We start from the raw sequence: 23550 nt of genomic DNA on the forward strand, positions 1-23550 counted from the left end.
GTTAACCCTGCATATGGGCGGCGCCAAAGGCCCCCGGCAGCAAGTCGCCCATGGTGGTCTGCTGCTCCTTGCCCGCCACGGTGGCCATGGTCACGGATACATCCCCGCCCGAGAATTCCGCCAATTTCTGGCGGCAGCCGCCGCAAGGCGTCACCGGCATATCGCTGCCCGCCACGACATAGACCTCGGCGATCTCACGCTCGCCCGCCGCCACCATGGCGGCAATCGCGCCTGCCTCGGCGCAGGTGCCCTGCGGGTAGGCTACGTTTTCGACATTGCAGCCGCTGAACACCGCCCCCGAGGCGGTGCGGATCGCCGCGCCGACCTTGAAATTCGAATAGGGCGCATGGGCGTTTTCCCGCACCAACACAGCCGCGTCGCGCAAATCAGTCATTAGGCTCTCCCTTTTCTCGGACTATAGAAAATTGCCCCGCCCTGTGCGATGCAAAACCACATGTCCCCTCAATCGCCTCTTAAAGCCCGCGCAAAATGACCTGCAAGGGCGACGCTGGGGCAAAGCCATCCGGCACCCAGACCGCCCCCGCCAAAAGCCGCTTTGCTTGCGCGCGAAAATTAGTTTAACGCTAAACCATTATTCGGGAGAAGCATAAACGATGTCCGACACCCCCAACCTGCGCCAAGCTGCATTGGATTACCACGAACACCCCCGGCCCGGGAAACTGGAGATCCGCGCGACCAAACCGCTGGCCAATGGCCGCGATCTGGCGCGGGCCTATTCACCGGGCGTGGCCGAGGCCTGCATCGAGATCAAGAACGACCCCGACACCGCCGCGCGCTATACCTCGCGCGGCAATCTGGTGGCCGTGGTCAGCAATGGCACGGCAGTGCTGGGGCTGGGCAATATCGGCGCGCTGGCCTCGAAACCGGTGATGGAGGGCAAGGCCGTGCTCTTCAAGAAATTCGCCAATATCGACTGTTTCGACATCGAGCTTGATCAATCCGACCCCGAGAAACTGGCCGAGATCGTCTGCGCGATGGAGCCGAGCTTTGGCGCGATCAACCTCGAAGACATCAAGGCCCCCGACTGTTTCGTGGTCGAGAAGATCTGCCGCGAGCGCATGAACATCCCCGTTTTCCATGATGACCAGCACGGCACCGCCATCGTCGTCGGCGCTGCGGTCAAGAACGCGCTGCATGTGGCGGGCAAACGTTTCGAGGACATCAAGATCGTCTCCACCGGGGGCGGGGCTGCGGGCATCGCTTGCCTCAATATGCTGCTGAAACTCGGCGTAAAGCGTGAGAACGTCTGGCTCTGCGACATTAACGGGCTGGTCTATGAGGGCCGGTCCGAGGATATGAACCCCAGCAAGGCCGAATATGCACAGAAGTCCGACCTGCGCACGTTGGATGATGTGATCGACGGGGCCGACCTCTTCCTTGGCCTCTCCGGTCCCGGTGTGCTCTCGCCCGAGATGGTGGCGAAGATGGCCAAACGCCCGATCATCTTTGCGCTGGCGAACCCCACGCCGGAAATCCTGCCCGATGTGGCCCGCGCCGTGGCACCGGATGCGATCATTGCCACAGGGCGCAGCGATTTTCCCAATCAGGTCAACAACGTGCTCTGCTTCCCCTTCATCTTCCGGGGGGCGCTGGATGTGGGTGCGACCACGATCAACGACGAGATGAAGATCGCCTGTATCGACGGCATCGCCGCCCTCGCCCGCGCCACCACGAGCGCGGAGGCGGCAGCGGCCTATCAGGGCGAACAGCTGACCTTTGGCGCGGAATATCTGATCCCAAAACCCTTCGATCCGCGCCTCATCGGCGTCGTCTCCTCCGCCGTGGCCAAGGCCGCGATGGAGACGGGCGTCGCGGCGCGGCCCATCGAAGACCTCGACGCCTATAAACGCAAACTCGACGGGTCGGTGTTCAAATCCGCGCTGATCATGCGCCCGGTCTTCGAATCCGCCCGCTCCTCCCCCCGCCGTCTGGTCTTTGCCGAGGGTGAGGACGAACGCGTGCTGCGCGCAGCCCAAGCGATCATCGAAGAGACGGTGGAACGGCCCATTCTGATTGGCCGCCCCGAGGTGATCGAACGGCGCATCGAAAAGGCGGGTCTGAACCTGCAACTGGGCCAAAACGTCGATCTGGTGAACCCCGAGAACGACCCCCGCTACCGCGATTATTGGGAGACCTATCACAGCCTGATGTGCCGCCGCGGCGTCAGCCCCGACATCGCGCGGGCAATCATGCGCACCAACACCACCGCCATTGGCGCGGTCATGGTGCATCGCGGTGAGGCCGACAGCCTGATCTGCGGCACCTTTGGCGAATTTGGCTGGCACCTCAATTATGTCAACCAAGTGCTGGGCCGCGACGGTTTCCGGCCGCATGGCGCGCTTTCGATGATGATCCTCGAAGACGGGCCGCTTTTCATCGCGGATACCCAAGTGAACCTGCACCCCACCCCCGAACAGATCGCCGAGATCGCCATCGGGGCCGCCCGCCACGTCCGCCGTTTTGGCATCGAGCCGAAAGTGGCGCTCTGCTCACAAAGCCAGTTCGGCAATCAGGGCGAAGGGTCGGGCAAACGTCTGCGCGCGGCGCTGGAGATCCTCGACGCGGGCAACCATGATTTCGTCTACGAAGGTGAGATGAACATCGACACCGCGCTTGATGCCGAGTTGCGCGCGCGGCTGCTGCCCTGCAACCGGATGGAAGGGGCCGCCAATGTGCTGGTCTTTGCCCATGCCGATGCTGCCTCGGGCGTGCGCAACATCCTGAAAATGAAGGGTGACGGGCTTGAGGTCGGGCCGATCCTGATGGGGATGGGCAACCGGGCGCATATCGTGTCGCCCTCGATCACCGCGCGCGGGCTGCTGAACGTGGGCGCCATCGCGGGCACGCCGGTCGCGCATTACGGCTAAGGCCAGACAAGGCGCCACCCGCAAAGGGCGGCGCAAAGCCGTTTAGAACCGCCAAGTAAAGGCGCGGCTGACGCCGATGCGCATGGTCCATTGATCCTCTGACCCGGCCTGCGTGATCGGGCTGTCGGCGGCGTCATTCAGCAGGCGTTGATAGGCCACGGCCCCTTCCAGCGCCCATGCGTCATCCAAACGATAGGTCGCCTCAACCTCAACCCCCGCGCCGAGCAGACCGCCACCGGCCTCATAAGCGGCGAAGTTCGTGGTGGCGGTGTCGACGCCGTAATAGGTGTCAGCATAGGTGTCGTTGCCAAGGCTGAAACGCGGGCCTGCGGTGATGGTCCAACGCTCATCGGGGCGGAAGATCACATCGGCGCCGATGTCGCCGGTCACGCCTTCATGGCCGCCAAAGCCACGGCGGACCTTGCCGAAGACCTGCCAATTCACCTCGCGGTAGACCACGCCAAAGCCCAGTTCGACCGCCGCGTCGATATCCTCAAGCCCCGCAAGCTCCGCGTGATCGGAACTGTCACGTTCGCCCAGATAGCGGAACGCGCCGGTGAAGCCGAAACCGGTCTTGGGCGCTTCGCCGATGTTGGTGCCGATCTTGCGCCCGCCCCATTCCAGCGAACCGAAGGTGAAGGCCAAATCCGGCGTCGCGCGATAGCTGCTGGCGCCCGGATAATCCGGCGCCGCCCCGACACCGCCGCGCAGGGCGAAGTTGATGCTACGGTCCTGCGCCGCCGCAGGCAGCGCGGCAACGATGGCAAGGCAGGATGCAAGAGGCAAAGAAAGGGCGAGACGCATAATGGCAGGCTCCGGAAAAACAGTGAATTTCCGCCCAATCTAGCATGACGCGGCGCGACTGACAGGAACAATAGCGTTCCGCTTGCCGAAATCTTTCTAAGCGGCCAGAGTGGCTGGAAATATTTGCGCGACACTGCACCTATACCCGGCCCGCGGGTTTGCCGCACAGCGCAACAGGAGGAGGAACACCATGGGATATCGCGACACCTACGACCGCTGGAAGGCCGACCCAGAAGCCTATTGGCTAGAGCAAGCCGAGGCGATCGACTGGGACATCGCGCCGACGCGCGCGCTGTTTGACCGGGGCGACCATATCTACGAATGGTTCGCGGATGCCAGTGTGAACACCTGCTACAACGCCGTCGACCGCCATGTCGACCAAGGCAACGGCAAACGCGTGGCGATCATCCATGACAGCCCGATCACCGGCAGCAAATCCACCCTGACCTATGGGGAGTTGCAGGCCCATGTCGCCTCGCTCGCCGGGGCGCTGGTGGCCCAAGGCGTGGAAAAGGGCGACCGCGTGGTGATCTATATGCCTATGGTCCCCGAAGCGGTTGAGGCGATGCTGGCCTGCGCGCGCATTGGCGCGATCCATTCCGTGGTCTTTGGCGGCTTCGCCTCTAGCGAATTGGCGGTGCGGATCGACGATTGCAAACCCAAGGCGATCATCGCCGCCTCCTGCGGGGTGGAGCCGTCGCGGGTGGTGGATTACAAACCGCTGCTTGACGGAGCCATCGAACAGGCCAGCCACAAGCCCGACACCTGCATCATCCTGCAACGCGGCCAGAAACCCTGCGAATTGAACCCCGAGCGGGACATCGATTGGTACGCCGCCCAAGACGGCGTGCGCCCCGCCCCTTGCGTCGCGGTTGAAGGCAACCACCCCGCCTATATCCTTTATACCTCCGGCACCACCGGCGCGCCCAAAGGCGTGGTGCGCCCCACGGCGGGGCATCTGGTGGCGCTGAACTGGACGATGAAGAACGTCTATAATGTCGAACCGGGAGAGGTCTTTTGGGCCGCCTCGGACGTGGGCTGGGTCGTGGGCCACAGCTACATCTGCTATGCGCCGCTGATTGCTGGCAACACCACCGTTGTGTTCGAAGGCAAGCCCGTGGGCACCCCCGACGCAGGCACCTTCTGGCGGGTGATCGAAGAGCATGGCGTGTCGAGCTTCTTCACCGCCCCCACCGCGATCCGCGCCGTAAAACGCGAAGACCCCAAGGGCGAAGAGATCAAGAAATACGATCTGTCGAGCCTGCGTGCGCTTTACCTCGCGGGGGAACGGGCCGATCCGGATACCGTCGAATGGGCGCAGGAAAAGCTGGGCAAACCGGTCTACGATCACTGGTGGCAGACCGAAACCGGCTATACCATTGTCGGCAACCCCGCCGGGCTTGAGGCGCTGCCGGTCAAGGTCGGCTCGCCCACCGTGCCGATGCCGGGCTATGACGTGCAGATTTTGGATGAGCGCGGCGAACCGCTGCCTGCCGGAGAGTTGGGCGCGATTGCCATCAAGCTCCCCCTGCCCCCCGGCACCCTGCCCGGCCTGTGGAACGCCGATGACCGCTTTCGCAAGTCCTACCTCACCACCTTCCCCGGCTATTATGAGACCGGCGATGCGGGGCGGATTGATGAGGACGGCTATGTCTGGATCATGGCGCGCACCGATGACGTGATCAACGTCGCGGGCCACCGTCTGTCGACCGGCGCGATGGAGGAGGTTCTAGCAGGCCACCCCGATGTGGCCGAATGCGCGGTTGTGGGGGTCAGCGATGACCTTAAGGGCCAATCGCCCGTTGGTTTCTTGTGCCTCACCAAGGGCGTCGACCGCCCGCATGAGGAAATCGTCGCGGAATGCGTCACCCGAATGCGCGAACAGATCGGCCCCGTTGCCGCCTTTAAACAGGCCGTGGTGGTAGACCGCCTGCCCAAAACCCGATCGGGAAAAATCCTCCGCGCGACCATCGTGAAAATCGCGGATGGAGAGGATTTCAAGCCACCCGCAACCATCGACGACCCGGCGATTCTGGACGAGATCCGTGACGCGCTAAGGGGCATCGGCTACCCGCAAAGCTAACCAATCAGACCTATCGCGGTGGACCTTTGCAGGACTGGCGCTAAACTCAGACCCAAGGAAACGCGCGTGCCGTCCAGCCCGCGCGTTTTTTACAATTGCGTTGCTTGCGCGAAATATGCGAAGCGCCACCGGAAATGCCCTCTAGCGGGGCCAACCACGACAGCACATTCAGTGGGTCTTTTCCCTCCCGGAGCTTGCCCTCCGGCCGCGCAGAAAGGTTTTCGACGTGCAGACACCCTATTACCTGATCGACAAGGCCAATCTTCGCGCCAATATGGAGAAGATCGCCCGCCTCCGCGCGCTTTCCGGTGCGCGTTGCCTGCTGGCGCTGAAGTGCTTCGCCACATGGTCGGTCTTTGACTTCATGTCCGAGTATATGGACGGTTCGACCTCCTCGTCGCTCTACGAAGTGCGGCTCGGGGCCGAGAAATTCCCCGGTGAGACCCATGCCTATTCGGTGGCCTATGCCGAGCATGAGATCGACGAGGTGTTGGGCCATGCTGACAAGATCATCTTCAACTCCATCGGCCAGCTCGACAAGTTCGATGCGCAATCGCAGGGCCACATCCGCGGGCTGCGGGTGAACCCCGGCGTCTCCACCTCCGACTTCGATCTGGCTGACCCCGCGCGGCCCTTTAGCCGTCTGGGTGAACACGACCCTGCGGCGATCGACGCGGTCGCAGACCGGATCACCGGGCTGATGTTCCACAACAATTGCGAGAATGACAGCTTCGAGCGGTTCGACGAAATGCTGACCCTGATCGAAGACCGCTTTGGCGCTGTGCTGCACAAGATGGACTGGATCAGCCTTGGCGGCGGCATCCATTTCACCGGCGCGGACTACCCGCTTGATGATCTGGCGCTGCGGCTGAAATCCTTCGCCGAAGCCTTCGGCGTGCAAGTCTTTCTTGAGCCGGGTGAGGCCGCGATCACCGGGGCCGCGACGCTGGAGGTCACCGTGCTCGACACCATGCACAACGGCAAGAACCTTGCCATCGTCGACAGTTCCATCGAGGCGCATATGCTCGATCTGCTGATCTACCGCGAACCGGCCAAGATCGCCCCCAACACGGGCGACCACGAATGGATGATCTGCGGCAAATCCTGCCTTGCGGGCGATATCTTTGGCGAGTTTCGTTTTGATGCGCCGCTAAAGGCGGGCGACCGCCTCTCGTTCCAAGACGCTGCCGGTTACACGATGGTCAAGAAAAACTGGTTCAACGGCGTCAAGATGCCCGGCATCGCGGTGCGCGAGTTGGACGGAACCACCCGAATGGTGCGCGATTTCGACTATGACGATTTCGCCGCCGCCCTGTCGTGACAAGGAAAGAGGTCAACACTATGAAACGCAATGTTCTTATCATCGGCGCGGGCGGCGTCGCACAGGTCGTGGCGCATAAATGCGCGCAGAATAATGACCGTTTGGGTGACTTGCATATTGCCAGCCGCACCCTCTCCAAATGCGAGGCGATCATCGCCAGCGTGCATGAGAAAAACGCGATGAAGCAGGACGGCGTCTTCAAGGCGCATGCCGTCGACGGGATGGACACCGATGCCGTGGCCGCCCTGATCAAGGAGACAGGCTGCCAGATCGTCATCAACGTGGGCTCGCCTTTCGTGAACATGACGGTGCTTCAAGCCTGCATCGACACCGGTGCCGCCTATATCGACACGGCGATCCACGAAGACCCGACCAAGATTTGCGAGACCCCGCCGTGGTACGGCAACTACGAGTGGAAGCGCCGCGAGGCCTGCGCCGAAGCGGGGGTGACCGCGATCTTGGGCGCTGGCTTCGACCCGGGCATGGTCAACGCCTTCGCCCGTTTCGCGGTGGATGAATTCATGGACGAGGTCAAATCCATCGACATCGTTGACATCAACGCGGGCAACCACGGCAAGTATTTCTCGACCAACTTCGATCCCGAAATCAACTTCCGCGAGTTCACCGGCACGGTCTACAGCTGGCAGGAAGGCGCGTGGCAAGAGAACAAGATGTTCGAAGTGGGCCGCGAATGGGACCTGCCCGTAGTCGGCAAGCAGAAGGCCTATCTGTCGGGCCATGACGAGGTGCATTCACTGTCGGCCAACTACCCGCAGGCCGATGTGCGCTTCTGGATGGGTTTTGGCGATCACTACATCAACGTCTTCACCGTCTTGCAAAACCTCGGCTTGCTCTCCGAACAGCCCGTGACCACCGCCGAGGGGCTGGAGGTCGTCCCGCTGAAGGTGGTGAAAGCCGTGCTGCCCGACCCGTCGAGCCTTGCGCCCAACTACACCGGCAAGACCTGCATTGGCGATCTGGTGAAAGGCGTGAAGGACGGCGAAGAGGTCGAGGTCTTCGTCTATAACGTCGCCGATCACAAGGACGCCTACAACGAAGTGGGCAGCCAAGGCATTTCCTACACCGCGGGCGTGCCGCCGGTGGCCTTTGCGATGCTGATCGCCGATGGCACCTATGACACCGCCACAATGGTCAATGTCGAAGAGTTGGACCCCAAGCCCCTCTTCGGTCTGCTCGACGACATCGGCCTGCCCACTCGCGTCAAAGACGACAAGGGTGACCGCGCGTGGCACGAGGCTTGAACCTCTCCTGAAACGCAAAAGGCGACCCTCAAAGGGTCGCCTTTTCTAATTCTGCCGACGAAACTCAGTATTTCGCGGCGAAGTCATCAACTTGACGCTCGGCCTCATCTTTGGCGATGCCATAGCGTTCTTGAATCTTACCCACCAGCTGCTCGCGATTGCCACGGGCTTCGGCGATTTCGTCATCGGTCAGATCGCCCCATTGCGATTTCACCGCGCCGGTCATCTGGTTCCAATTGCCTTCGATACGGTCCCAATTCATCTTAGGTCTCCTTTCTTCGGCTGTTAAGACGCGGGAGGATCCCGCTCTTGCAGGCTCAACGCTGGCGCGAAGTCAGGGTTCCGGCGGGCGCAAGGTGCAGCGGAAATGCGCCGCCCTTGGCGTTCAGTTGAACTGCTCCGAGATCAACCGCTCTTCCAGCCCATGGCCGGGATCGAAGAGGATCCGGTGGCTGACGCTGGGGTCTGACGAAACTTCGACCGTCGTCACATCGCGGTGCGACTGGCCGTCGGCATCGGCCATCACGGGGCGTTTTTGCGGTTCTTGCACATCGAAACGCACCGTGGCCCGTTTCGGCAACAAGGCCCCACGCCAGCGGCGCGGGCGGAAAGCGGCGATCGGAGTCAGGGCCAAAACGTCAGAGCCGATGGGCAGGATCGGCCCATGGGCGGAGTAGTTATAGGCGGTGGAGCCCGCAGGGGTCGCCACCAACGCCCCATCGCAGACCAGTTCCTCCATCCGCTGACGCCCGTCTATCGTGATGCGCAGCTTGGCCGCCTGCGGCCCCGCGCGCAGCAAAGACACCTCGTTGATCGCCAGCGCGGTCGAGATGGTCCCATCGATATGCGTGGCGCGCATGACCAAAGGGTTGATCACCGCCTCTTCCGCCGCAGCAAGCCGCGCTTGCAGGTCGCCCTCGCGGTAGGCGTTCATCAAAAAGCCGATGGTGCCCCGGTTCATCCCATAGACCGGCGCGTCCATGTCTTGGGTGCTGTGCAGCGTATGCAGCATGAACCCGTCGCCCCCAAGCGCCACGATCACCTCGGCCTGACGCAGTGGCACATCGCCATAACGCCCGATCAAAGCGGCCCGCGCCGTCTGTGCCACGCTGGCCCGGCTGGCCACAAAAGCGATCTTTAAGGACATGTCAGCAGGCTCATTCCGGCGAAGTTTCCGATCATCGGCGTTTGGGGCCAAAACAATCACATTATTCCGTGCGCCACCAGTGTTGACGCACATATCTTGCAACCTGTCGGTTTACAGCCTTCACCTTAGGCCGGGTTTCCGATAGGCAACACGCGAAACCAGCTCCAATGAGGATCCCCTGATGTCCGATTTCTTCACCAAATCTCTCGCTGATTCCGACCCTGCCCTTGCCGCTGCGATCGATGCCGAACTGGGCCGCCAGCGCGACGAGATCGAGTTGATTGCCAGCGAGAACATCGTTTCGGCTGCGGTGCTTGAGGCGCAGGGCAGCATCATGACCAACAAATACGCCGAAGGCTATCCGGGGCGGCGCTACTATGGCGGCTGTGAGCATGTCGACGTGGCCGAGAACCTTGCCATCGAACGCGCCTGCGCGCTGTTCGACTGCGCATTCGCCAACGTCCAGCCGAACTCGGGCAGCCAAGCGAACCAAGGTGTCTTTACCGCGCTGCTGCAACCCGGCGACACCATTCTGGGGATGAGCCTTGATGCCGGGGGTCACCTGACCCACGGGGCCAAGCCGAACCAATCCGGCAAATGGTTCAACGCTGTACAATACGGTGTGCGCAAGCAGGACAACCTGCTGGATTACGATCAAGTAGCCGAACTGGCGGCTGAGCATCAGCCCAAGATGATCATCGCAGGTGGCTCCGCCATTCCGCGCCAAATCGACTTTGCCAAAATGCGTGAGATTGCCGACAGCGTGGGTGCCTATCTGCTCGTCGACATGGCGCATTTCGCGGGCCTCGTGGCTGCGGGTGAGCACCCCTCTCCCTTCCCGCATGCGCATGTGGCCACCACCACGACACACAAGACCCTGCGCGGCCCGCGCGGCGGCATGATCCTGACCAATGACGAAGCGATCTCGAAAAAGATCAACTCCGCCATTTTCCCCGGCATTCAGGGTGGCCCCCTGATGCATGTGATCGCAGCCAAGGCCGTGGCCTTTGGCGAAGCACAGCGCCCCGAGTTCAAAACCTATGCCAAACAGGTCATCGCCAATGCGCAGGCGCTGTCGGATCAGTTGATCAAAGGCGGCCTCGACACCGTGACCCACGGCACCGACACCCATGTGGTGCTGGTCGATCTGCGCCCGAAAGGCGTGAAGGGCAACGACACCGAGAAGGCTCTGGGCCGGGCGCATATCACCTGCAACAAGAACGGCGTGCCGTTTGACCCGGAAAAGCCAATGGTGACGAGCGGCATCCGCCTCGGTTCCCCCGCGGGCACGACACGCGGCTTTGGTGAGGCCGAGTTCCGCCAGATCGCCGATTGGATCATCGAAGTGGTCGACGGGCTGGCGGCCAATGGTGCCGATGGCAATGCCGAGGTCGAAGCCAAGGTGAAAGCCGAGGTCGAAGCGCTGTGCCAGCGTTTCCCGATGTATCCGAACCTGTAAGCGATTTGGCCCTCGCAGCGATGCGGGGGCCTTTTTCTAAGGAATTCCTTTGCCCGGAATCAAGGCGCTCCGCGCCGCCGGGCAGCGCCCGACCGCCCCATGGGCGGGCGCTTCTGTGCCGAAGCACGCCAAATCACCCCCACATCAAACTTAAGAAATTAAGTGGTCTCGGCGCGTTTGCGATGCCCACCCGCGGTCGGGCGCTACCCTCTGTTGCACTGTCAGGCTCCCCCTTGCCGATCCCCCCTCCCCGCGCCACATTCTTCTGCAAAGGAGAACCGCATGATCATTCACCCCAAGGGCAGCCGCCCCTCTGAACCCGGCCCTGACGATTACTTCACCGGAGAGGTCGAGATGACCCCGCTGATCTCGGCCCCGGCCCCTGCCCGCCTCCGCGGCGTGACGGTGACCTTTCACCCCGGCGCGCGCACGGCGTGGCATGTCCACCCTCTGGGCCAGACCCTGATCGTTACCGAAGGCACCGGCCGCGCCCAGACCGAAGGCAGCCCGGTGCAGACGCTGAACAAGGGCGATGTCGTCTGGTTCGGCCCCGGTGAGAAACACTGGCACGGGGCCGCGCCCGACAGCGCCATGACCCATATCGCCCTGCAAGAGGCGCAGGTCGGCGAGGCGGTCGAATGGATGGAAAAGGTAACGGACGCGGATTACGACCCGGCCTGAGCCCATCGGCGCGGCGGCTTACACGTAGCCGCGCCACCAAAGCCAGATTACGAAACCCACGATAACCACCAAAATATTGAAGGCCGCTCCGGCCAGCCGGTCAAGGATGATGCCGCGCCGCCGGGCCTTTGGGTCGATCTCTTTCAAATGCGCCGTAACCCGGTTGAAGGCGGCCCAAACCGGGGCATCCTCCAACTGGCGGGCGATATGGGGATTGGCAACCAGATGCTCGGTCTTGCTGAGCAACACCCCATCGCCGCGAATGCCGCGCGGCAGTTCCGGCCCGGCGCGGTGAAACGCCTCACGCAGATCGCGGGCCTTGATGCGCAAACGGTCCTCGAACAGAGGGCGTAGCGCCTCGGCGCGGGTGTCGAAATTTTGACGGTCAATCATGGGCGCATCTAATCGCTCTGGTCCCCGGGCTGCAATGCCCTTAAATTTGCCCGCATGTTGAATTACTCCGAATATGGCGAAGCCGCCGCCGACCGCCCGACCCTGCTTATCGTCCATGGCCTCTATGGCTCTGGCCGCAACTGGGGCGTGATCGCCAAACGGCTTGCGGACGCGCGTCATGTCGTCACCGTCGACATGCGCAACCACGGCGGCAGCCCGCATCACGATACCCACAGCTACCCCGAAATGGCGCAGGATCTGGCCGAGGTGATCACGCATCTGGGCGGCCCGGTGGACATCTGCGGCCACTCCATGGGCGGCAAGGCGGTGATGATGCTGGCGCTGACCCGGCCCGAGCTGCTGCGCCGCGTGATCGTCGCCGACATCGCGCCCGTCGCTTACGGCCACACGCAGCAAATGTTCATCGACGCCATGCGTGGCGTGAACCTCAGCGGGGTCGAGCGCCGCTCGGACGCCGAGGCGCAGCTGGCCAAGGCGGGGGTGGAGCGCGCCTTGCAGAGCTTTTTCACCCAATCGCTCGACCTGCCCGGCAAGCGCTGGCGGCTGAACCTCGACGCGCTTGAGGCGGAGATGCCCAAGATCATCGGCTGGCCCGAGGATGTGACCGGCCAGTTCGCGGGGCCGACCCTGTTCCTGTCGGGCGGTGCCTCGGACTATGTGCAGCCCGAACATCGCGCGTCGATCAAGGCGCTGTTTCCACAAGCGCGCTTTGCCAAAATTCCCGGCGCGGGGCATTGGCTGCACGCAGAGAAACCGCGAGAGTTCGAAGCCACACTGCGCATCTTTCTAAACGCCGAAGGGGCCGCGCCTACGGGCTGACCGCTTCCGCCCCGGCGGATCGCCCCCGCATAGCGCCCGCAAGGGTTGAACAGACGGCCCCGCCCTTATTTCTGGGGCCGTCAAAGCCATTCCCCCCTTGCAGCCCGTGCCGCCATCCCTATAAGGCAGGACAATTTGCAAAATTAGGGGGCCGCCATGCCGAAACGTACCGACATCCAGTCGATCATGATCATTGGTGCGGGGCCGATTGTCATCGGACAAGCCTGCGAGTTCGACTATTCCGGCGCCCAAGCCTGTAAAGCGCTGAAGGAGGAAGGCTACCGCGTCATCCTCGTCAACTCCAACCCGGCCACGATCATGACCGATCCCGGGCTCGCCGATGCCACCTATATCGAGCCCATCACGCCAGAGATCGTCGCCAAGATCATCGAGAAAGAGCGCCCCGATGCGCTGCTGCCCACCATGGGCGGGCAGACGGGCCTCAACACCTCGCTCGCGCTCGAAGAAATGGGCGTGTTGGAGAAATTCGGCGTCGAGATGATCGGGGCCAAGCGCGAGGCCATCGAGATGGCCGAAGACCGCAAACTCTTCCGCGAAGCGATGGACCGCCTGGGCATCGAAAACCCCAAAGCCACCATCGTCACCGCCCCGACCCGCGAAGACGGTAAGAAAGACCTCGCCGCGGGCGTGAACCTCGCCCTTGAGGCGCTGGAATACGTCGGCCTGCCCGCGATCATCCGCCCCGCCTTCACCATGGGGGGCACCGGCGGCGGCGTGGCCTACAACCGCGAGGATTACGAATTCTACTGCCGCTCGGGCATGGATGCCTCGCCGATGGGCCAGATCCTCGTCGACGAGAGCCTGCTGGGCTGGAAGGAATACGAGATGGAGGTGGTGCGCGACACCGCCGACAACGCCATCATCGTCTGCTCGATCGAGAACATCGACCCGATGGGCGTGCACACCGGCGACAGCATCACCGTGGCGCCTGCGCTGACGCTGACGGACAAAGAATACCAGATCATGCGCAACCACTCCATCGCGGTGCTGCGCGAGATCGGGGTGGAGACCGGTGGCTCCAACGTACAATGGGCCGTAAACCCCGCCGATGGCCGCATGGTGGTGATTGAGATGAACCCGCGCGTCAGCCGCTCCTCGGCGCTGGCGTCCAAGGCCACGGGTTTCCCCATCGCCAAGATCGCCGCGAAGCTCGCCGTGGGCTTCACGCTGGATGAGCTCGACAACGACATCACCGGCGTCACCCCCGCCTCCTTCGAGCCGACCATCGACTATGTGGTCACCAAGATCCCGAAATTCGCCTTCGAGAAATTCCCCGGAGCCGAGCCCAACCTGACCACCGCGATGAAATCGGTGGGTGAGACCATGGCCATTGGCCGCACCATCCACGAGAGCCTGCAAAAAGCGCTGGCGTCGATGGAATCGGGTCTTACAGGCTTTGACGAAGTCGAAATCGCCGGGCTCAACAGTGACCTGCCCGGCGACGCGCCCGAGAATATGGCGGCGCTTATCAAAGCCGTATCGGCGCCCACGCCCGACCGGATGCGCACCATCGCCCAAGCGATGCGCCACGGCATGTCGGATGACGATCTGCACGCGCACACCATGTTCGACCCGTGGTTCCTTGCCCGCATCCGTGAGATTATCGAGGCCGAGGAAGGCGTTCGCGCAAACGGCTTGCCAAGCGATGCCGATACCTTCCGCGAGTTGAAGATGATGGGCTTCACCGACGCCCGCCTCGCCATGCTGACCGACAGCCGCGAGGGACAGGTCCGCGACGCGCGCCTCGCGCTTGGCGTCAAGGCCGTGTTCAAACGCATCGACACCTGCGCCGCCGAGTTCGAGGCGCAGACGCCCTACATGTACTCCACCTATGAGACCCCGCTGATGGGCGAGGCGGAATGTGAAGCGCGGCCCTCGGACCGTAAGAAGGTGGTGATCCTCGGCGGCGGCCCGAACCGGATCGGTCAGGGCATCGAGTTCGACTATTGCTGCTGCCACGCCTGCTATGCGCTGACGGATGCGGGCTATGAGACCATCATGGTCAACTGCAACCCCGAGACGGTTTCGACCGACTATGACACCTCCGACCGCCTCTACTTCGAGCCGCTGACCTTTGAGCACGTGATGGAGATCCTGCGCGTCGAGCAGGAGAACGGCACGCTGCACGGCGTCATCGTTCAGTTCGGCGGCCAGACCCCGCTGAAGCTTGCCAACGGCCTGCAGGAGGCGGGCATCCCGATCCTCGGGACCACGCCCGACATGATCGATCTGGCCGAAGACCGTGAGCGTTTCCAGCAGCTTGTGCTAAACCTCGGCCTCAAACAGCCGCGCAATGGCATCGCCCATTCCGATGCGGAGGCGATGGAAATCGCCAAGGAGATCGGCTTCCCGCTGGTGATCCGCCCCTCCTATGTTCTGGGCGGCCGCGCGATGGAGATCGTGCGCGATCAGGCCAGCCTTGAGCGCTACATCACCACCGCCGTCGTCGTCTCGGGCGACAGCCCGGTGCTGCTCGACAGCTACCTCAGCGGCGCGGTGGAGCTTGACGTCGACGCGCTCTGCGACGGCGAGAATGTCCATGTGGCGGGCATCATGCAGCACATCGAAGAGGCGGGCGTCCACTCCGGCGACAGCGCCTGTTCGCTGCCGCCCTACTCCCTCCCGCGCGAAGTGATCGACGAGGTCGAAGAGCAGACCCGCGCGCTGGCCAAAGCGCTCAACGTTGTGGGTCTGATGAACATCCAGTTCGCGGTGAAGGACGGCGAGATTTACCTCATCGAGGTGAACCCCCGCGCCTCGCGCACCGTGCCCTTCGTGGCCAAGGCGACCGACAGCGCCATCGCCTCCATCGCCGCGCGGATCATGGCCGGTGAGCCGCTATCGAACTTCCCGCAGCGCCCCGCCTACCCCGATCAGGCCGCCTATGAAGACACGCTGCCCTTGGGCGACCCGATGACGCTGGCCGACCCCAACATGCCGTGGTTCTCGGTCAAAGAAGCCGTGCTGCCTTTCGCCCGTTTCCCCGGCGTCGACACGCTGCTGGGGCCAGAGATGCGCTCCACCGGTGAGGTCATGGGCTGGGACCGCGACTTCCCCCGCGCCTTCCTCAAGGCGCAGATGGGCGCGGGCAACCCGCTGCCGCGCAAGGGCTGCGCCTTCCTGTCGGTCAAGGATGCGGATAAGGGTCAGAATATGCTGGATGCCGCGAAAATCCTTCTGGACCAAGGCTTTACCCTCATCGGCACCCGTGGCACGGCGGAATGGCTCACCGCCAATGGCCATGCCTGCGATGTGGTGAACAAGGTCTACGAGGGGCGCCCCGACATCACCGATATGATGAAGAACGGCGAGGTGCATCTGGTGATGAACACCACCGAAGGCGCGCAGGCGGTCGAAGACAGCAAGTCGATCCGCTCCATCGCGCTTTACGACAAGATCCCCTATTTCACCACCGCCGCAGGCGCCCATGCCGCCGCATTGGCGATCAAGGCGCAGGCCGAGGATGCGATCGGCGTGAAAGCGCTTCAGGGATAAGGAAAAGGGGCTGCCCATCGGGCGGCCCCTTTCGCATTTGGGCATCGGTGCCCGCTTAGCTGATGATGCACCGGATCCAGCAAAGCTGGGGCGCGAAACGCATCCGTGTGGCATGCGAGACGTTGACCTCGGTGCCTTCCAAGCCGATCTGGGCAATCGGCTCATGCATGAAAGAAGTCTCCACCAGCACCAGACGGTCACCATTGGCCATCAGCGGCACCCGCTCGCGCGAAAGCCCCGCGATAAAGTCGAGGTCGAGCAGGCTGTCCAGCCCGATACCTTGCGAGAAATCCACCGCCAAAATCCGACGGTCCAGACTGTCGCAATTCAGAATGCACCGCACCTGCGTGACGCGCAGAGAGACTTCGTAGCCGGTGAGCTGCTCCGCGACCGACTGCAGGCCCAAGAGATCAGCGGCGTTGATCGGCGTCGTCTGCCGCGACAGGCTGTCGGCGATGACGGCGGTGGCATCGGTCGCCATCCCGCGCACCCGAAAGGCATCGGTAAAGGTCAGCATCGCCATGATCGACCAGACCAACAACGGCAGCAGAACCAGAAAGGCAATCGTCTGACTGCCCTCTTCAGACCGGACGAAACCTTTGAATACGATCCCCCTCATCCGCGCGGCTCCGTCACGAAAGCGGTGGTGACCCGCACGCCATATGTGCCATCCGACCCTTCGGGCAATTTCCGGCCCAAGCCTGTCCCCGGCAAAAGCGGATCGAACAAACGACAGACCCGCATCATCATCAGGTTGTTTTGCTGGCCGGGCAGAAAACCATTTGCCGGGTCGAAATCCTCATCCCGGTCGACACAGGGGGCAGCCCCGCTCAGATCAGCCCAGTCGGCAATCGGCATGGCGCGCATCTCGATCCGGATATTCTCGATGCAGCCCGCATCGAAAACCGACCGCTCACAAATCAGCGCTTTCATCGCATCATAGCCTGGCACAGAACCGGTGGCCAAACGCACGTCCCGCACGGCCAAATTCGTGGCCCGCCGCAACATGATCTCACGCGCGCTCCACAGGCCCGTCTCAAGCGCGAGGAAGAAGAAGTAGAAGACGAGCGGCAAGAGGATGACAAACTCAATGGTGACCCCGCCCGCCTCGGACCGGCGAAAGCGGTCTTTGACGAAGCGGATCATTTGGTCAGCCTCAACATAGAGATGGACGCCGCGATCATGTCAAACGCGGTTTGGATCTCCAGACCCTGAACGTCGAAGTAATGGGCCTCGGAAGAGGCGCAGTCTTTCAAAAGGCTGAGGGAGTTGGTGCTGTCGACATCCATGCCGATGGAATAGACCACGACGCCAGCGGTGTTCGCGACGCCGCAGATTTGGCGCAGACGGCGGTCCTTCTCGCTCGCGCTGATGGTGTCGTGCATGTTGTTCCAAAAACTGTTCGCGCGCGAACTCCAAGTCTGTGATCCGCCCCACCAGCTCGTCGTCCGCCGCCGGCCATAGAGATTATATCCGTAATAGTAAGGGGACATCTCGGCCCAAACCTCGGGCCAGTCGAGCCGTTCTTCCTGCCCCTGATCCCTATATTGCCGTAGACTGGGGTGATTGAGCAGTGTGTAATCATCCCACCTACGATCAGAGCCCCAAGGGTGGGTCGCATAAAAGTAGTCTTCAGGGTAGGAATTATCCCCGTCGTATTCGTTGGAGCGTTCAGCAGAATCCACTGTATAGAACACCACCGACCCGTAGTCGGTGCGGATCACATCCGACTCGCCGGAAGCATACTCAGGCTCAAGACGGTATTCCGGAAAGTTCTCACCATCCGTCATCAGCACCAGAACCTTCATACTGTTATCAGCCCCGTGCGGGTGCGGACGGCCTTGAAACTCCTGCGGGACCAGACCGGCGTCGATCAAGCCGCTCACCGGCCCCTGCGCGGATGGGTCGAGCAAGGCTAGCCCCCACTTCGCACCAACGTCGATCGACGTCGACCCTTCGGCGGTCAAAGCGAGGATTTGCGATCTCAGCGCCGCGACCGAGTCTGACAAAGGAGTAATTTCAAAGCCTGCGTCTTTACGGCAAACCCATTGGCCCCTTTCCTGATTGGAACTCGACATGCTCTGGAACTGGAAGTGCCCTGTCCGTTGCATCTGTTGTTGGGGGTCGATCGCCAAGGAACCATAGTCATTCCCATCGAAATCCACGCAGTGGGAATAGCTATGTTCGGTGGTTGTCGAATATTGGCCCAGCAGAGCTTCTCCCGCATTTACCTTGGTCGAATAGGGAATGATCGAAATCGATACGCGTCCCTCTTCGGTATCGCTTAGGATCGTATCGACGAAGTCGATGGCCGCATTCTTCAGCAGGGTCAACTTGATCCCGCTCCGGTCGCTGGTCCTCTCCCCCATCGACCCTGACACATCCAACACCAGCGAAATCTCGATGTCCTCGACCCGTTCGGTCGCCTCAGAGCTGATCGTCATCCCGAGTGAATCGATGTCGAAAAACCGAAAGAAATAGGTGTTCAGCCCGGCGGGAAGCGAGGCTTCGACGGTGCGCCCCACCAGAATGCCGCCGATCTTTTCTTCGCTTGAATCGATGACCACTTCGGATGCATCAAGCCCGGCGGAAGTCAGGTAGCTGCGCACGACCTCTTCTGGGTCGAGGTCTTGCGACAGGCTCGCCGCGGCGAGCACGGCATTGTCGAGGTGGGTCTGAAAGGTGGTCCGCGTCCGCTCGTGGTTCGCCAGGTCCACGGCCAGCCCGCCAAAGATCGTGATCCCGAAGAACACGACCAACATGAGGACCAGCATGCCGCCGCCCTCGTCCTTGCGAAAACGCTTTGCCCGCTTGCAAAGCATTCGACTGATAGTACTGCGCCTCATGACACCTCTCTTTTTCGGAGGTTGAATCCGTAAGCAAATTCTGTGCTTTAGGCTGCGGCATCCGCGGATGGTGGACCTGTAAATCACGCGCCGGAGGGGCCGCTGCCTCAAAAAAACCCTGACTGTTCTCGTTCAATTAATGATTGCTAATGATCAATCACTGCGCGCTTCCGGTTGCATAGTCAAGCCAGCGCGCGGGGGCCGGGGCGATCAAAATTCTCAACTGTAGCGGCATTCACACGTCTGCCCCGTCAAAGCCGTGGCAAGTCCTGTGCGGTTTCGCTAGAGTATGGAACCTGCACCTTGCTGCCCCCTGCATCAAAGTGCACCGACATGACAACGGCCCTTGCAATTCGTTCGGGGCTGCTCAGCTTTATCAGACCAGCCATGCCGTTGGAGAGAAAGGGATCACACCGATGTATCAAGCCGCCATCACCGGTACGGGCGTTTTTACGCCGCAGCAAACCATCACCAACGCCGAACTGGTCGAAGCCTTCAACGCCTATGCCGACCTCTACAACGCCGAAAATGCCGAGGCGATCGAAGCGGGCACCCTAGAGGCCAAGGCGCATTCCTCGGAAGAGTTCATCGTCAAAGCCAGCGGCATTGAACAGCGCTATGTCATGGATAAATCCGGCGTGCTGGACCCCAATGTGATGCACCCTCTCCTGCGCCAGCGCGCGGATGAGGAGCCTTCCCTCATGGCCGAAATGGCCATTGATGCCGCGCAAAAGGCGCTTGCCGCCGCGGGAAGGAGCGCCGAGGATGTGGACGCGGTGATCTGCGCCGCCTCCAACCTCGAGCGGGCCTATCCTGCCGTGGCCATCGAGATTCAGGAGCTTCTTGGCGTAAAGGGTTTTGCCTTCGATATGAACGTCGCCTGTTCTTCGGCCACTTTCGGCATTCAGGCAGCGGCGGATATGATCCGCTCCGGCTCCATCCGTTCCGCCCTCGTGGTGAACCCCGAGATTTGCTCCGCCCACCTCGAATGGCGTGACCGCGATTGCCACTTCATCTTTGGCGACGTGGCCACCGCCACGCTGCTGGAACGGGCCGAAGATGTCGACGGCCCCTGTTTCGACGTCATCTCGACCCGCTGCGCGACCGAATATTCCAACAACATCCGCAACAACAACGGCTTCCTCCGCCGCTCCCGCCCCGATGGGCTGAGCGACCGCCGCGATATGCAGTTCATGCAGAATGGGCGCAAAGTGTTTAAGGAAGTGTTACCCATGGTGGCCGACCACATCGGCGGGCATATGGCCGACAACGAGTTGGAGTCTGCCGATCTCAAGCGCATCTGGCTGCATCAGGCGAATAAGTCGATGAACGATTTCATCGGGCGCAAAGTGCTGGGGCGGGAGCCTGAGCCGGGCGAACAGCCCAACATTCTGCAGGACTACGCCAATACCTCTTCCGCCGGGTCGATCATCGCTTTCGCCAAGAACTCCGGCGATCTGGAAGACGGCGACACGGGGCTGATCTGTTCTTTCGGGGCGGGCTATTCCGTCGGCTCCGTCATCGTCAAAAAGCGCGGCTGACGCGCAGCGCCCGGCCCTAAGATCAGGCGGGGTTTGCATCTTGATCCGCTGTCATGGGCGGCGTAACACCCTGCCTATGGCAAAGCTCTACTTCAATTACTCCACCATGAACGCCGGTAAATCCACGGTGCTGCTTCAAGCGGCCCATAACTATGTGGAACGCGGCATGGTGCCCTTTTTGCTCACCGCGCAGTTCGACAATCGCGCGGGCGAAGGGCGCATCGCCTCCCGTATCGGCATCGGGCAAGAGGCCGATACTTTCGCCCCGGGCGAAGACCTTTTGGCCAAGATCGAAGCCCGGTTGGAGCAAGGCCCCTGCGCCTGTATCTTTGTCGATGAGGCGCAGTTTCTTGAGGTCGAGCAGGTGTGGCAACTGGCCCGCGCGGTGGATGATCTGGGCGTGCCGATCATGTGCTTTGGCCTTCGCGTCGATTTCCGGGGTGAGCTTTTCCCCGGTTCCGCCACCCTGCTGGCGCTGGCCGATGAGATGCGCGAAGTGCGCACCATTTGCCATTGCGGCAAGAAGGCCACGATGGTCGTCCGCCGCGACGCCGAAGGGCAAGCGATGCGGGACGGCGCGCAGGTGCAGATCGGCGGGAACGAGACCTATGTCTCGCTCTGCCGCAAACACTGGCGCGCCGCCGTGGGCGACGGTTAAACCCGGTTTGGCGGGGTCTCTCCGTCAATGAAGGCTTGTAGATTGGCAACGGCCATCAGCCCCATATCGACACGGACTTCATGCGCCGCCGTGCCGAGATGCGGCAGCAGCACAGCATTGTCGAGATCACGCAGCGCCTGCGGCACTTTGGGCTCAAACTCATAGACATCCAAACCCGCACCGCCAATGCGCCCCGCTTGCAGGGCTTCGATCAACGCGGCCTCCTGCACCACATCGCCGCGGGCGATGTTGATCAGATGGGCATGGGGCTGCATCGCGCCGAGAACGGCTTCATCGATCAGATGCCGGGTCTCGCCGCCGCCGGGCACGGCGATGACGAGCACATCCACGGTTTCGGCCAGCGCGGTCAGGCTCTCGACACGGGTGGCGGGAAAATCGAGGTCTTTCTCACTACGGTTGAAATAGCTGACCTGCATTTCGAACCCATAGTGGCAGCGCCGCGCGATGGCCTGCCCGATCCGGCCCATGCCAACGATGCCGACCCGCTTGCCAGTCAAATGCAGCCCCAACATCTGCGTCGGGTGCCAACCGGCCCAAGCGCCGGAGCGCACCAGCCGCTGCCCTTCGGCAGCGCGGCGGGCGGACATCAGCATGAGCGTCATGGCGACATCCGCCGTGGCATCGGTGACGGCGCCGGGGGTGTTGGTCACCTCCACCCCCGCCGCGCGGGCCGCTGCCGCGTCGATGTGGTTATAACCGACGCCGAAATTGGCGAGGATCTTGCAGCGCGGCTCGGGCACATCGGCGAAAACCTCGGCCGAGAAAGCATCCCCCAGGGTCGGCATCACCCCGTCATAGTCGCGCAGCGCCGCGCGCATTTCTTCGCCCGAAAGCGGCGCGGTTTCTTCGCGCACCGTCACTTCGCAGCCCTTCAACGCCTCGGTGACTTCTTTGGGCAAGGGTCTGGCAATCAATATCTTTTTCAATGCATCCGCCCTCCTTCGGGCACTTTTTGATCGGGCGACAAAAGCACGATCTCTCCGTCCTTGTCGGGCAGGCCGAGCACCAGCACCTCGGACATGAAAGGCCCGATCTGGCGTGCGGGGAAGTTAACCACGGCCACGACCTGCCGCCCCACCAGCGTCTCCGGCGTATAATGCGCGGTGATCTGGGCCGAGGTCTTACGCTCGCCGATCTCCTCGCCGAAATCTACCCAGAGTTTGATCGCCGGTTTCCGCGCTTCGGGAAAGGCTTCGGCCCGGGTCACGGTGCCGACGCGAATATCGACCTTGAGGAAATCGTCGAAAGTGATCTCAGCCATTGGCCAGCTCCCGCGATCTGTCCGCCGCGGCGGCGACTGCGCGCTTGAGAAGGGGCGGGAAGCCTTCGGCCTCGTCCATCAAAACCTCAAGCGCCGCTTGGGTGGTGCCATTGGGGCTGGTGACGTTGACGCGCAGCTGGGCCGGATCCTCTTCAGCCTGCATCGCCAGCGCCCCTGCCCCGGCGACCGTCGCCTTGGCCAATTGCATCGCCAATTCCTCGGGCAGGCCTTGGGCCACACCGGCGGCGGCCATGCATTCGATCATGTGAAAGACATAGGCCGGGCCGGAGCCGCTGACCCCGGTGACCGCGTCGATCTGCGCCTCTTCGGTCAGGCGGACGACCTCACCCACCGCGCTCAGCAGCGTTTCGGCTTCATCCAAGGACCGGCTGCCCGCCTTAGCGTTGCCGACGATGGCGGTGATCCCTTTGGAGACGGCAGCAGGCGTGTTGGGCATGGCCCGCACAATGGGCGTGTCGCCGCCGAGGACGCTTTCGAAATAGCCGATGGTCGTGCCCGCCGCGACGCTGACGAACAGCGTCTCACCATTGCCCATCGCCTGAAGCGTCGGCAGCGCATCCGCCATCATCTGCGGTTTGACCGCCACCAGCACCACCGCTGGCGCGGCAGGCAGGTCGGCGTTCAGGTTTACGCCGGTATCTTGCAGCCAATCGGACGGTTTCGGGTCCACGACCCAGACCGCGCTTGCCGGCAGCCCCTGCGCCAGCCAGCCTTCCAACATGGCCGATCCCATTTTGCCACAGCCCAGCAAAACCAGACCGTCGCGTGCCACTCTCCCGTCTTTCATCCTATCCCCCGAAGTTGTTCG

General features: G+C 62.3%; 21 protein-coding genes. 10 read left to right on the plus strand and 11 right to left on the minus strand.

Annotated elements, in window-relative coordinates; genetic code table 11:
• Position 1 precedes the first annotated feature (1 nt).
• Positions 2-394 (minus strand): cytidine deaminase, encoded by a 393-nt coding sequence (locus J7392_RS14455; RefSeq protein ID WP_067267269.1) that lies wholly within the window; start codon positions 392-394, stop codon positions 2-4.
• Positions 395-614: 220 nt separating this feature from the next.
• Between J7392_RS14455 and J7392_RS14460 the strand changes: the two genes are divergently transcribed.
• Positions 615-2888, plus strand: coding sequence for an NADP-dependent malic enzyme (locus J7392_RS14460; RefSeq protein WP_209218231.1), 2274 nt, complete (start codon positions 615-617; stop codon positions 2886-2888).
• A 42-nt stretch (positions 2889-2930) separates the two neighbouring features.
• Here J7392_RS14460 and J7392_RS14465 read toward each other — a convergent pair whose 3' ends face one another.
• Positions 2931-3692, minus strand: a complete 762-nt coding sequence (locus J7392_RS14465) for a MipA/OmpV family protein (RefSeq protein WP_209218232.1) — start codon at positions 3690-3692, stop codon at positions 2931-2933.
• A 190-nt stretch (positions 3693-3882) separates the two neighbouring features.
• Between J7392_RS14465 and J7392_RS14470 the strand changes: the two genes are divergently transcribed.
• From J7392_RS14470 to J7392_RS14480, 3 genes are all read left to right on the plus strand, one after another.
• Positions 3883-5775, plus strand: coding sequence for a propionyl-CoA synthetase (locus J7392_RS14470; protein ID WP_209218233.1), 1893 nt, complete (start codon positions 3883-3885; stop codon positions 5773-5775).
• A gap of 226 nt (positions 5776-6001) precedes the next feature.
• Complete coding sequence (locus J7392_RS14475; RefSeq protein WP_209218234.1) at positions 6002-7096, plus strand: carboxynorspermidine decarboxylase; 1095 nt, start codon at positions 6002-6004, stop codon at positions 7094-7096.
• 20 nt (positions 7097-7116) lie between these two features.
• Entirely contained in the window at positions 7117-8358 is a 1242-nt protein-coding gene (locus J7392_RS14480; protein WP_209218235.1) for a saccharopine dehydrogenase family protein, read from the plus strand.
• 64 nt (positions 8359-8422) lie between these two features.
• Here J7392_RS14480 and J7392_RS14485 read toward each other — a convergent pair whose 3' ends face one another.
• Positions 8423-8620, minus strand: a complete 198-nt coding sequence (locus tag J7392_RS14485; RefSeq protein WP_067267282.1) for a CsbD family protein — start codon at positions 8618-8620, stop codon at positions 8423-8425.
• Positions 8621-8743: 123 nt separating this feature from the next.
• Positions 8744-9505 (minus strand): NAD kinase, encoded by a 762-nt coding sequence (locus J7392_RS14490; protein ID WP_067267283.1) that lies wholly within the window; start codon positions 9503-9505, stop codon positions 8744-8746.
• Between the two features lie 181 nt (positions 9506-9686).
• Between J7392_RS14490 and glyA the strand changes: the two genes are divergently transcribed.
• Positions 9687-10964, plus strand: a complete 1278-nt coding sequence (gene glyA / locus J7392_RS14495; RefSeq protein ID WP_209218236.1) for a serine hydroxymethyltransferase — start codon at positions 9687-9689, stop codon at positions 10962-10964.
• Between the two features lie 282 nt (positions 10965-11246).
• The gene (locus J7392_RS14500) at positions 11247-11645 is read left to right on the plus strand and encodes a cupin domain-containing protein (protein ID WP_209218237.1); all 399 of its coding nucleotides are present in this window, start codon (positions 11247-11249) and stop codon (positions 11643-11645) included.
• A gap of 18 nt (positions 11646-11663) precedes the next feature.
• Here J7392_RS14500 and J7392_RS14505 read toward each other — a convergent pair whose 3' ends face one another.
• Positions 11664-12038 carry a hypothetical protein gene (locus J7392_RS14505; RefSeq protein ID WP_209218238.1) on the minus strand — a complete coding sequence of 125 codons (375 nt, stop codon included), beginning with the start codon at positions 12036-12038 and terminating at the stop codon, positions 11664-11666.
• Positions 12039-12092: 54 nt separating this feature from the next.
• On the opposite strand from J7392_RS14505, the gene J7392_RS14510 reads away from it, so the two are divergent.
• Together J7392_RS14510 and carB are read left to right on the plus strand one after the other, a co-directional pair.
• Complete coding sequence (locus tag J7392_RS14510; RefSeq protein ID WP_209218239.1) at positions 12093-12878, plus strand: alpha/beta fold hydrolase; 786 nt, start codon at positions 12093-12095, stop codon at positions 12876-12878.
• 156 nt (positions 12879-13034) lie between these two features.
• Positions 13035-16394, plus strand: a complete 3360-nt coding sequence (carB, locus tag J7392_RS14515; protein WP_209218240.1) for a carbamoyl-phosphate synthase large subunit — start codon at positions 13035-13037, stop codon at positions 16392-16394.
• Between the two features lie 55 nt (positions 16395-16449).
• Here carB and J7392_RS14520 read toward each other — a convergent pair whose 3' ends face one another.
• The 3 genes from J7392_RS14520 to J7392_RS14530 are packed head-to-tail and all read right to left on the minus strand — an operon-like array spanning position 16450 to position 19240.
• Positions 16450-17013, minus strand: a complete 564-nt coding sequence (locus tag J7392_RS14520; protein WP_209218241.1) for a hypothetical protein — start codon at positions 17011-17013, stop codon at positions 16450-16452.
• Entirely contained in the window at positions 17010-17540 is a 531-nt protein-coding gene (locus J7392_RS14525) for a TadE/TadG family type IV pilus assembly protein (protein ID WP_067267295.1), read from the minus strand. The genes J7392_RS14520 and J7392_RS14525 overlap by 4 nt, the downstream gene beginning before the upstream one ends.
• Positions 17537-19240 carry a TadE/TadG family type IV pilus assembly protein gene (locus J7392_RS14530; protein WP_209218242.1) on the minus strand — a complete coding sequence of 568 codons (1704 nt, stop codon included), beginning with the start codon at positions 19238-19240 and terminating at the stop codon, positions 17537-17539. Before J7392_RS14530 ends, J7392_RS14525 begins: the two co-directional genes overlap by 4 nt.
• 416 nt (positions 19241-19656) lie before the next feature.
• Here J7392_RS14530 and J7392_RS14535 point away from each other — a divergent pair, with 416 nt between their 5' ends.
• Both J7392_RS14535 and J7392_RS14540 read left to right on the plus strand, forming a co-directional pair.
• Positions 19657-20781, plus strand: coding sequence for a beta-ketoacyl-ACP synthase III (locus tag J7392_RS14535; protein ID WP_209218243.1), 1125 nt, complete (start codon positions 19657-19659; stop codon positions 20779-20781).
• A 76-nt stretch (positions 20782-20857) separates the two neighbouring features.
• A complete protein-coding gene (locus J7392_RS14540) occupies positions 20858-21439 on the plus strand; it encodes a thymidine kinase (RefSeq protein WP_067267300.1) in 582 nt (193 codons plus the stop codon).
• Here the strand turns inward: J7392_RS14540 and J7392_RS14545 are convergent.
• From J7392_RS14545 to proC, 3 genes are read right to left on the minus strand one after another with little or no spacing between them, the layout of a single operon-like run.
• Complete coding sequence (locus J7392_RS14545) at positions 21436-22386, minus strand: D-glycerate dehydrogenase (protein WP_209218244.1); 951 nt, start codon at positions 22384-22386, stop codon at positions 21436-21438. The two genes, J7392_RS14540 and J7392_RS14545, sit on opposite strands and share 4 nt — an antisense overlap.
• Entirely contained in the window at positions 22383-22721 is a 339-nt protein-coding gene (locus tag J7392_RS14550) for a tRNA-binding protein (RefSeq protein ID WP_209218245.1), read from the minus strand. The genes J7392_RS14545 and J7392_RS14550 overlap by 4 nt, the downstream gene beginning before the upstream one ends.
• On the minus strand, positions 22714-23529 hold the full coding sequence (gene proC, locus J7392_RS14555; protein WP_209218246.1) for a pyrroline-5-carboxylate reductase: 816 nt from the start codon (positions 23527-23529) through the stop codon (positions 22714-22716). Before proC ends, J7392_RS14550 begins: the two co-directional genes overlap by 8 nt.
• Positions 23530-23550 lie beyond the last annotated feature (21 nt).

This window comes from Sulfitobacter sp. R18_1, assembly GCF_017743915.1.
In the GTDB taxonomy this organism is placed as follows: domain Bacteria; phylum Pseudomonadota; class Alphaproteobacteria; order Rhodobacterales; family Rhodobacteraceae; genus Sulfitobacter; species Sulfitobacter faviae.

Bases quoted from the DNA above. Each gene is read 5' to 3' on its own strand.
- J7392_RS14455 (WP_067267269.1), bottom strand. From the start codon at position 394: ATGACTGATTTGCGCGACGCGGCTGTGTTGGTGCGGGAAAACGCCCAT.
- J7392_RS14460 (WP_209218231.1), top strand. From the start codon at position 615: ATGTCCGACACCCCCAACCTGCGCCAAGCTGCATTGGATTACCACGAA.
- J7392_RS14465 (WP_209218232.1), bottom strand. From the start codon at position 3,692: ATGCGTCTCGCCCTTTCTTTGCCTCTTGCATCCTGCCTTGCCATCGTT.
- J7392_RS14470 (WP_209218233.1), top strand. From the start codon at position 3,883: ATGGGATATCGCGACACCTACGACCGCTGGAAGGCCGACCCAGAAGCC.
- J7392_RS14480 (WP_209218235.1), top strand. From the start codon at position 7,117: ATGAAACGCAATGTTCTTATCATCGGCGCGGGCGGCGTCGCACAGGTC.
- J7392_RS14485 (WP_067267282.1), bottom strand. From the start codon at position 8,620: ATGAATTGGGACCGTATCGAAGGCAATTGGAACCAGATGACCGGCGCG.
- J7392_RS14490 (WP_067267283.1), bottom strand. From the start codon at position 9,505: ATGTCCTTAAAGATCGCTTTTGTGGCCAGCCGGGCCAGCGTGGCACAG.
- glyA (WP_209218236.1), top strand. From the start codon at position 9,687: ATGTCCGATTTCTTCACCAAATCTCTCGCTGATTCCGACCCTGCCCTT.
- J7392_RS14500 (WP_209218237.1), top strand. From the start codon at position 11,247: ATGATCATTCACCCCAAGGGCAGCCGCCCCTCTGAACCCGGCCCTGAC.
- J7392_RS14505 (WP_209218238.1), bottom strand. From the start codon at position 12,038: ATGATTGACCGTCAAAATTTCGACACCCGCGCCGAGGCGCTACGCCCT.
- J7392_RS14510 (WP_209218239.1), top strand. From the start codon at position 12,093: ATGTTGAATTACTCCGAATATGGCGAAGCCGCCGCCGACCGCCCGACC.
- carB (WP_209218240.1), top strand. From the start codon at position 13,035: ATGCCGAAACGTACCGACATCCAGTCGATCATGATCATTGGTGCGGGG.
- J7392_RS14520 (WP_209218241.1), bottom strand. From the start codon at position 17,013: ATGAGGGGGATCGTATTCAAAGGTTTCGTCCGGTCTGAAGAGGGCAGT.
- J7392_RS14525 (WP_067267295.1), bottom strand. From the start codon at position 17,540: ATGATCCGCTTCGTCAAAGACCGCTTTCGCCGGTCCGAGGCGGGCGGG.
- J7392_RS14530 (WP_209218242.1), bottom strand. From the start codon at position 19,240: ATGAGGCGCAGTACTATCAGTCGAATGCTTTGCAAGCGGGCAAAGCGT.
- J7392_RS14535 (WP_209218243.1), top strand. From the start codon at position 19,657: ATGTATCAAGCCGCCATCACCGGTACGGGCGTTTTTACGCCGCAGCAA.
- J7392_RS14540 (WP_067267300.1), top strand. From the start codon at position 20,858: ATGGCAAAGCTCTACTTCAATTACTCCACCATGAACGCCGGTAAATCC.
- J7392_RS14550 (WP_209218245.1), bottom strand. From the start codon at position 22,721: ATGGCTGAGATCACTTTCGACGATTTCCTCAAGGTCGATATTCGCGTC.
- proC (WP_209218246.1), bottom strand. From the start codon at position 23,529: ATGAAAGACGGGAGAGTGGCACGCGACGGTCTGGTTTTGCTGGGCTGT.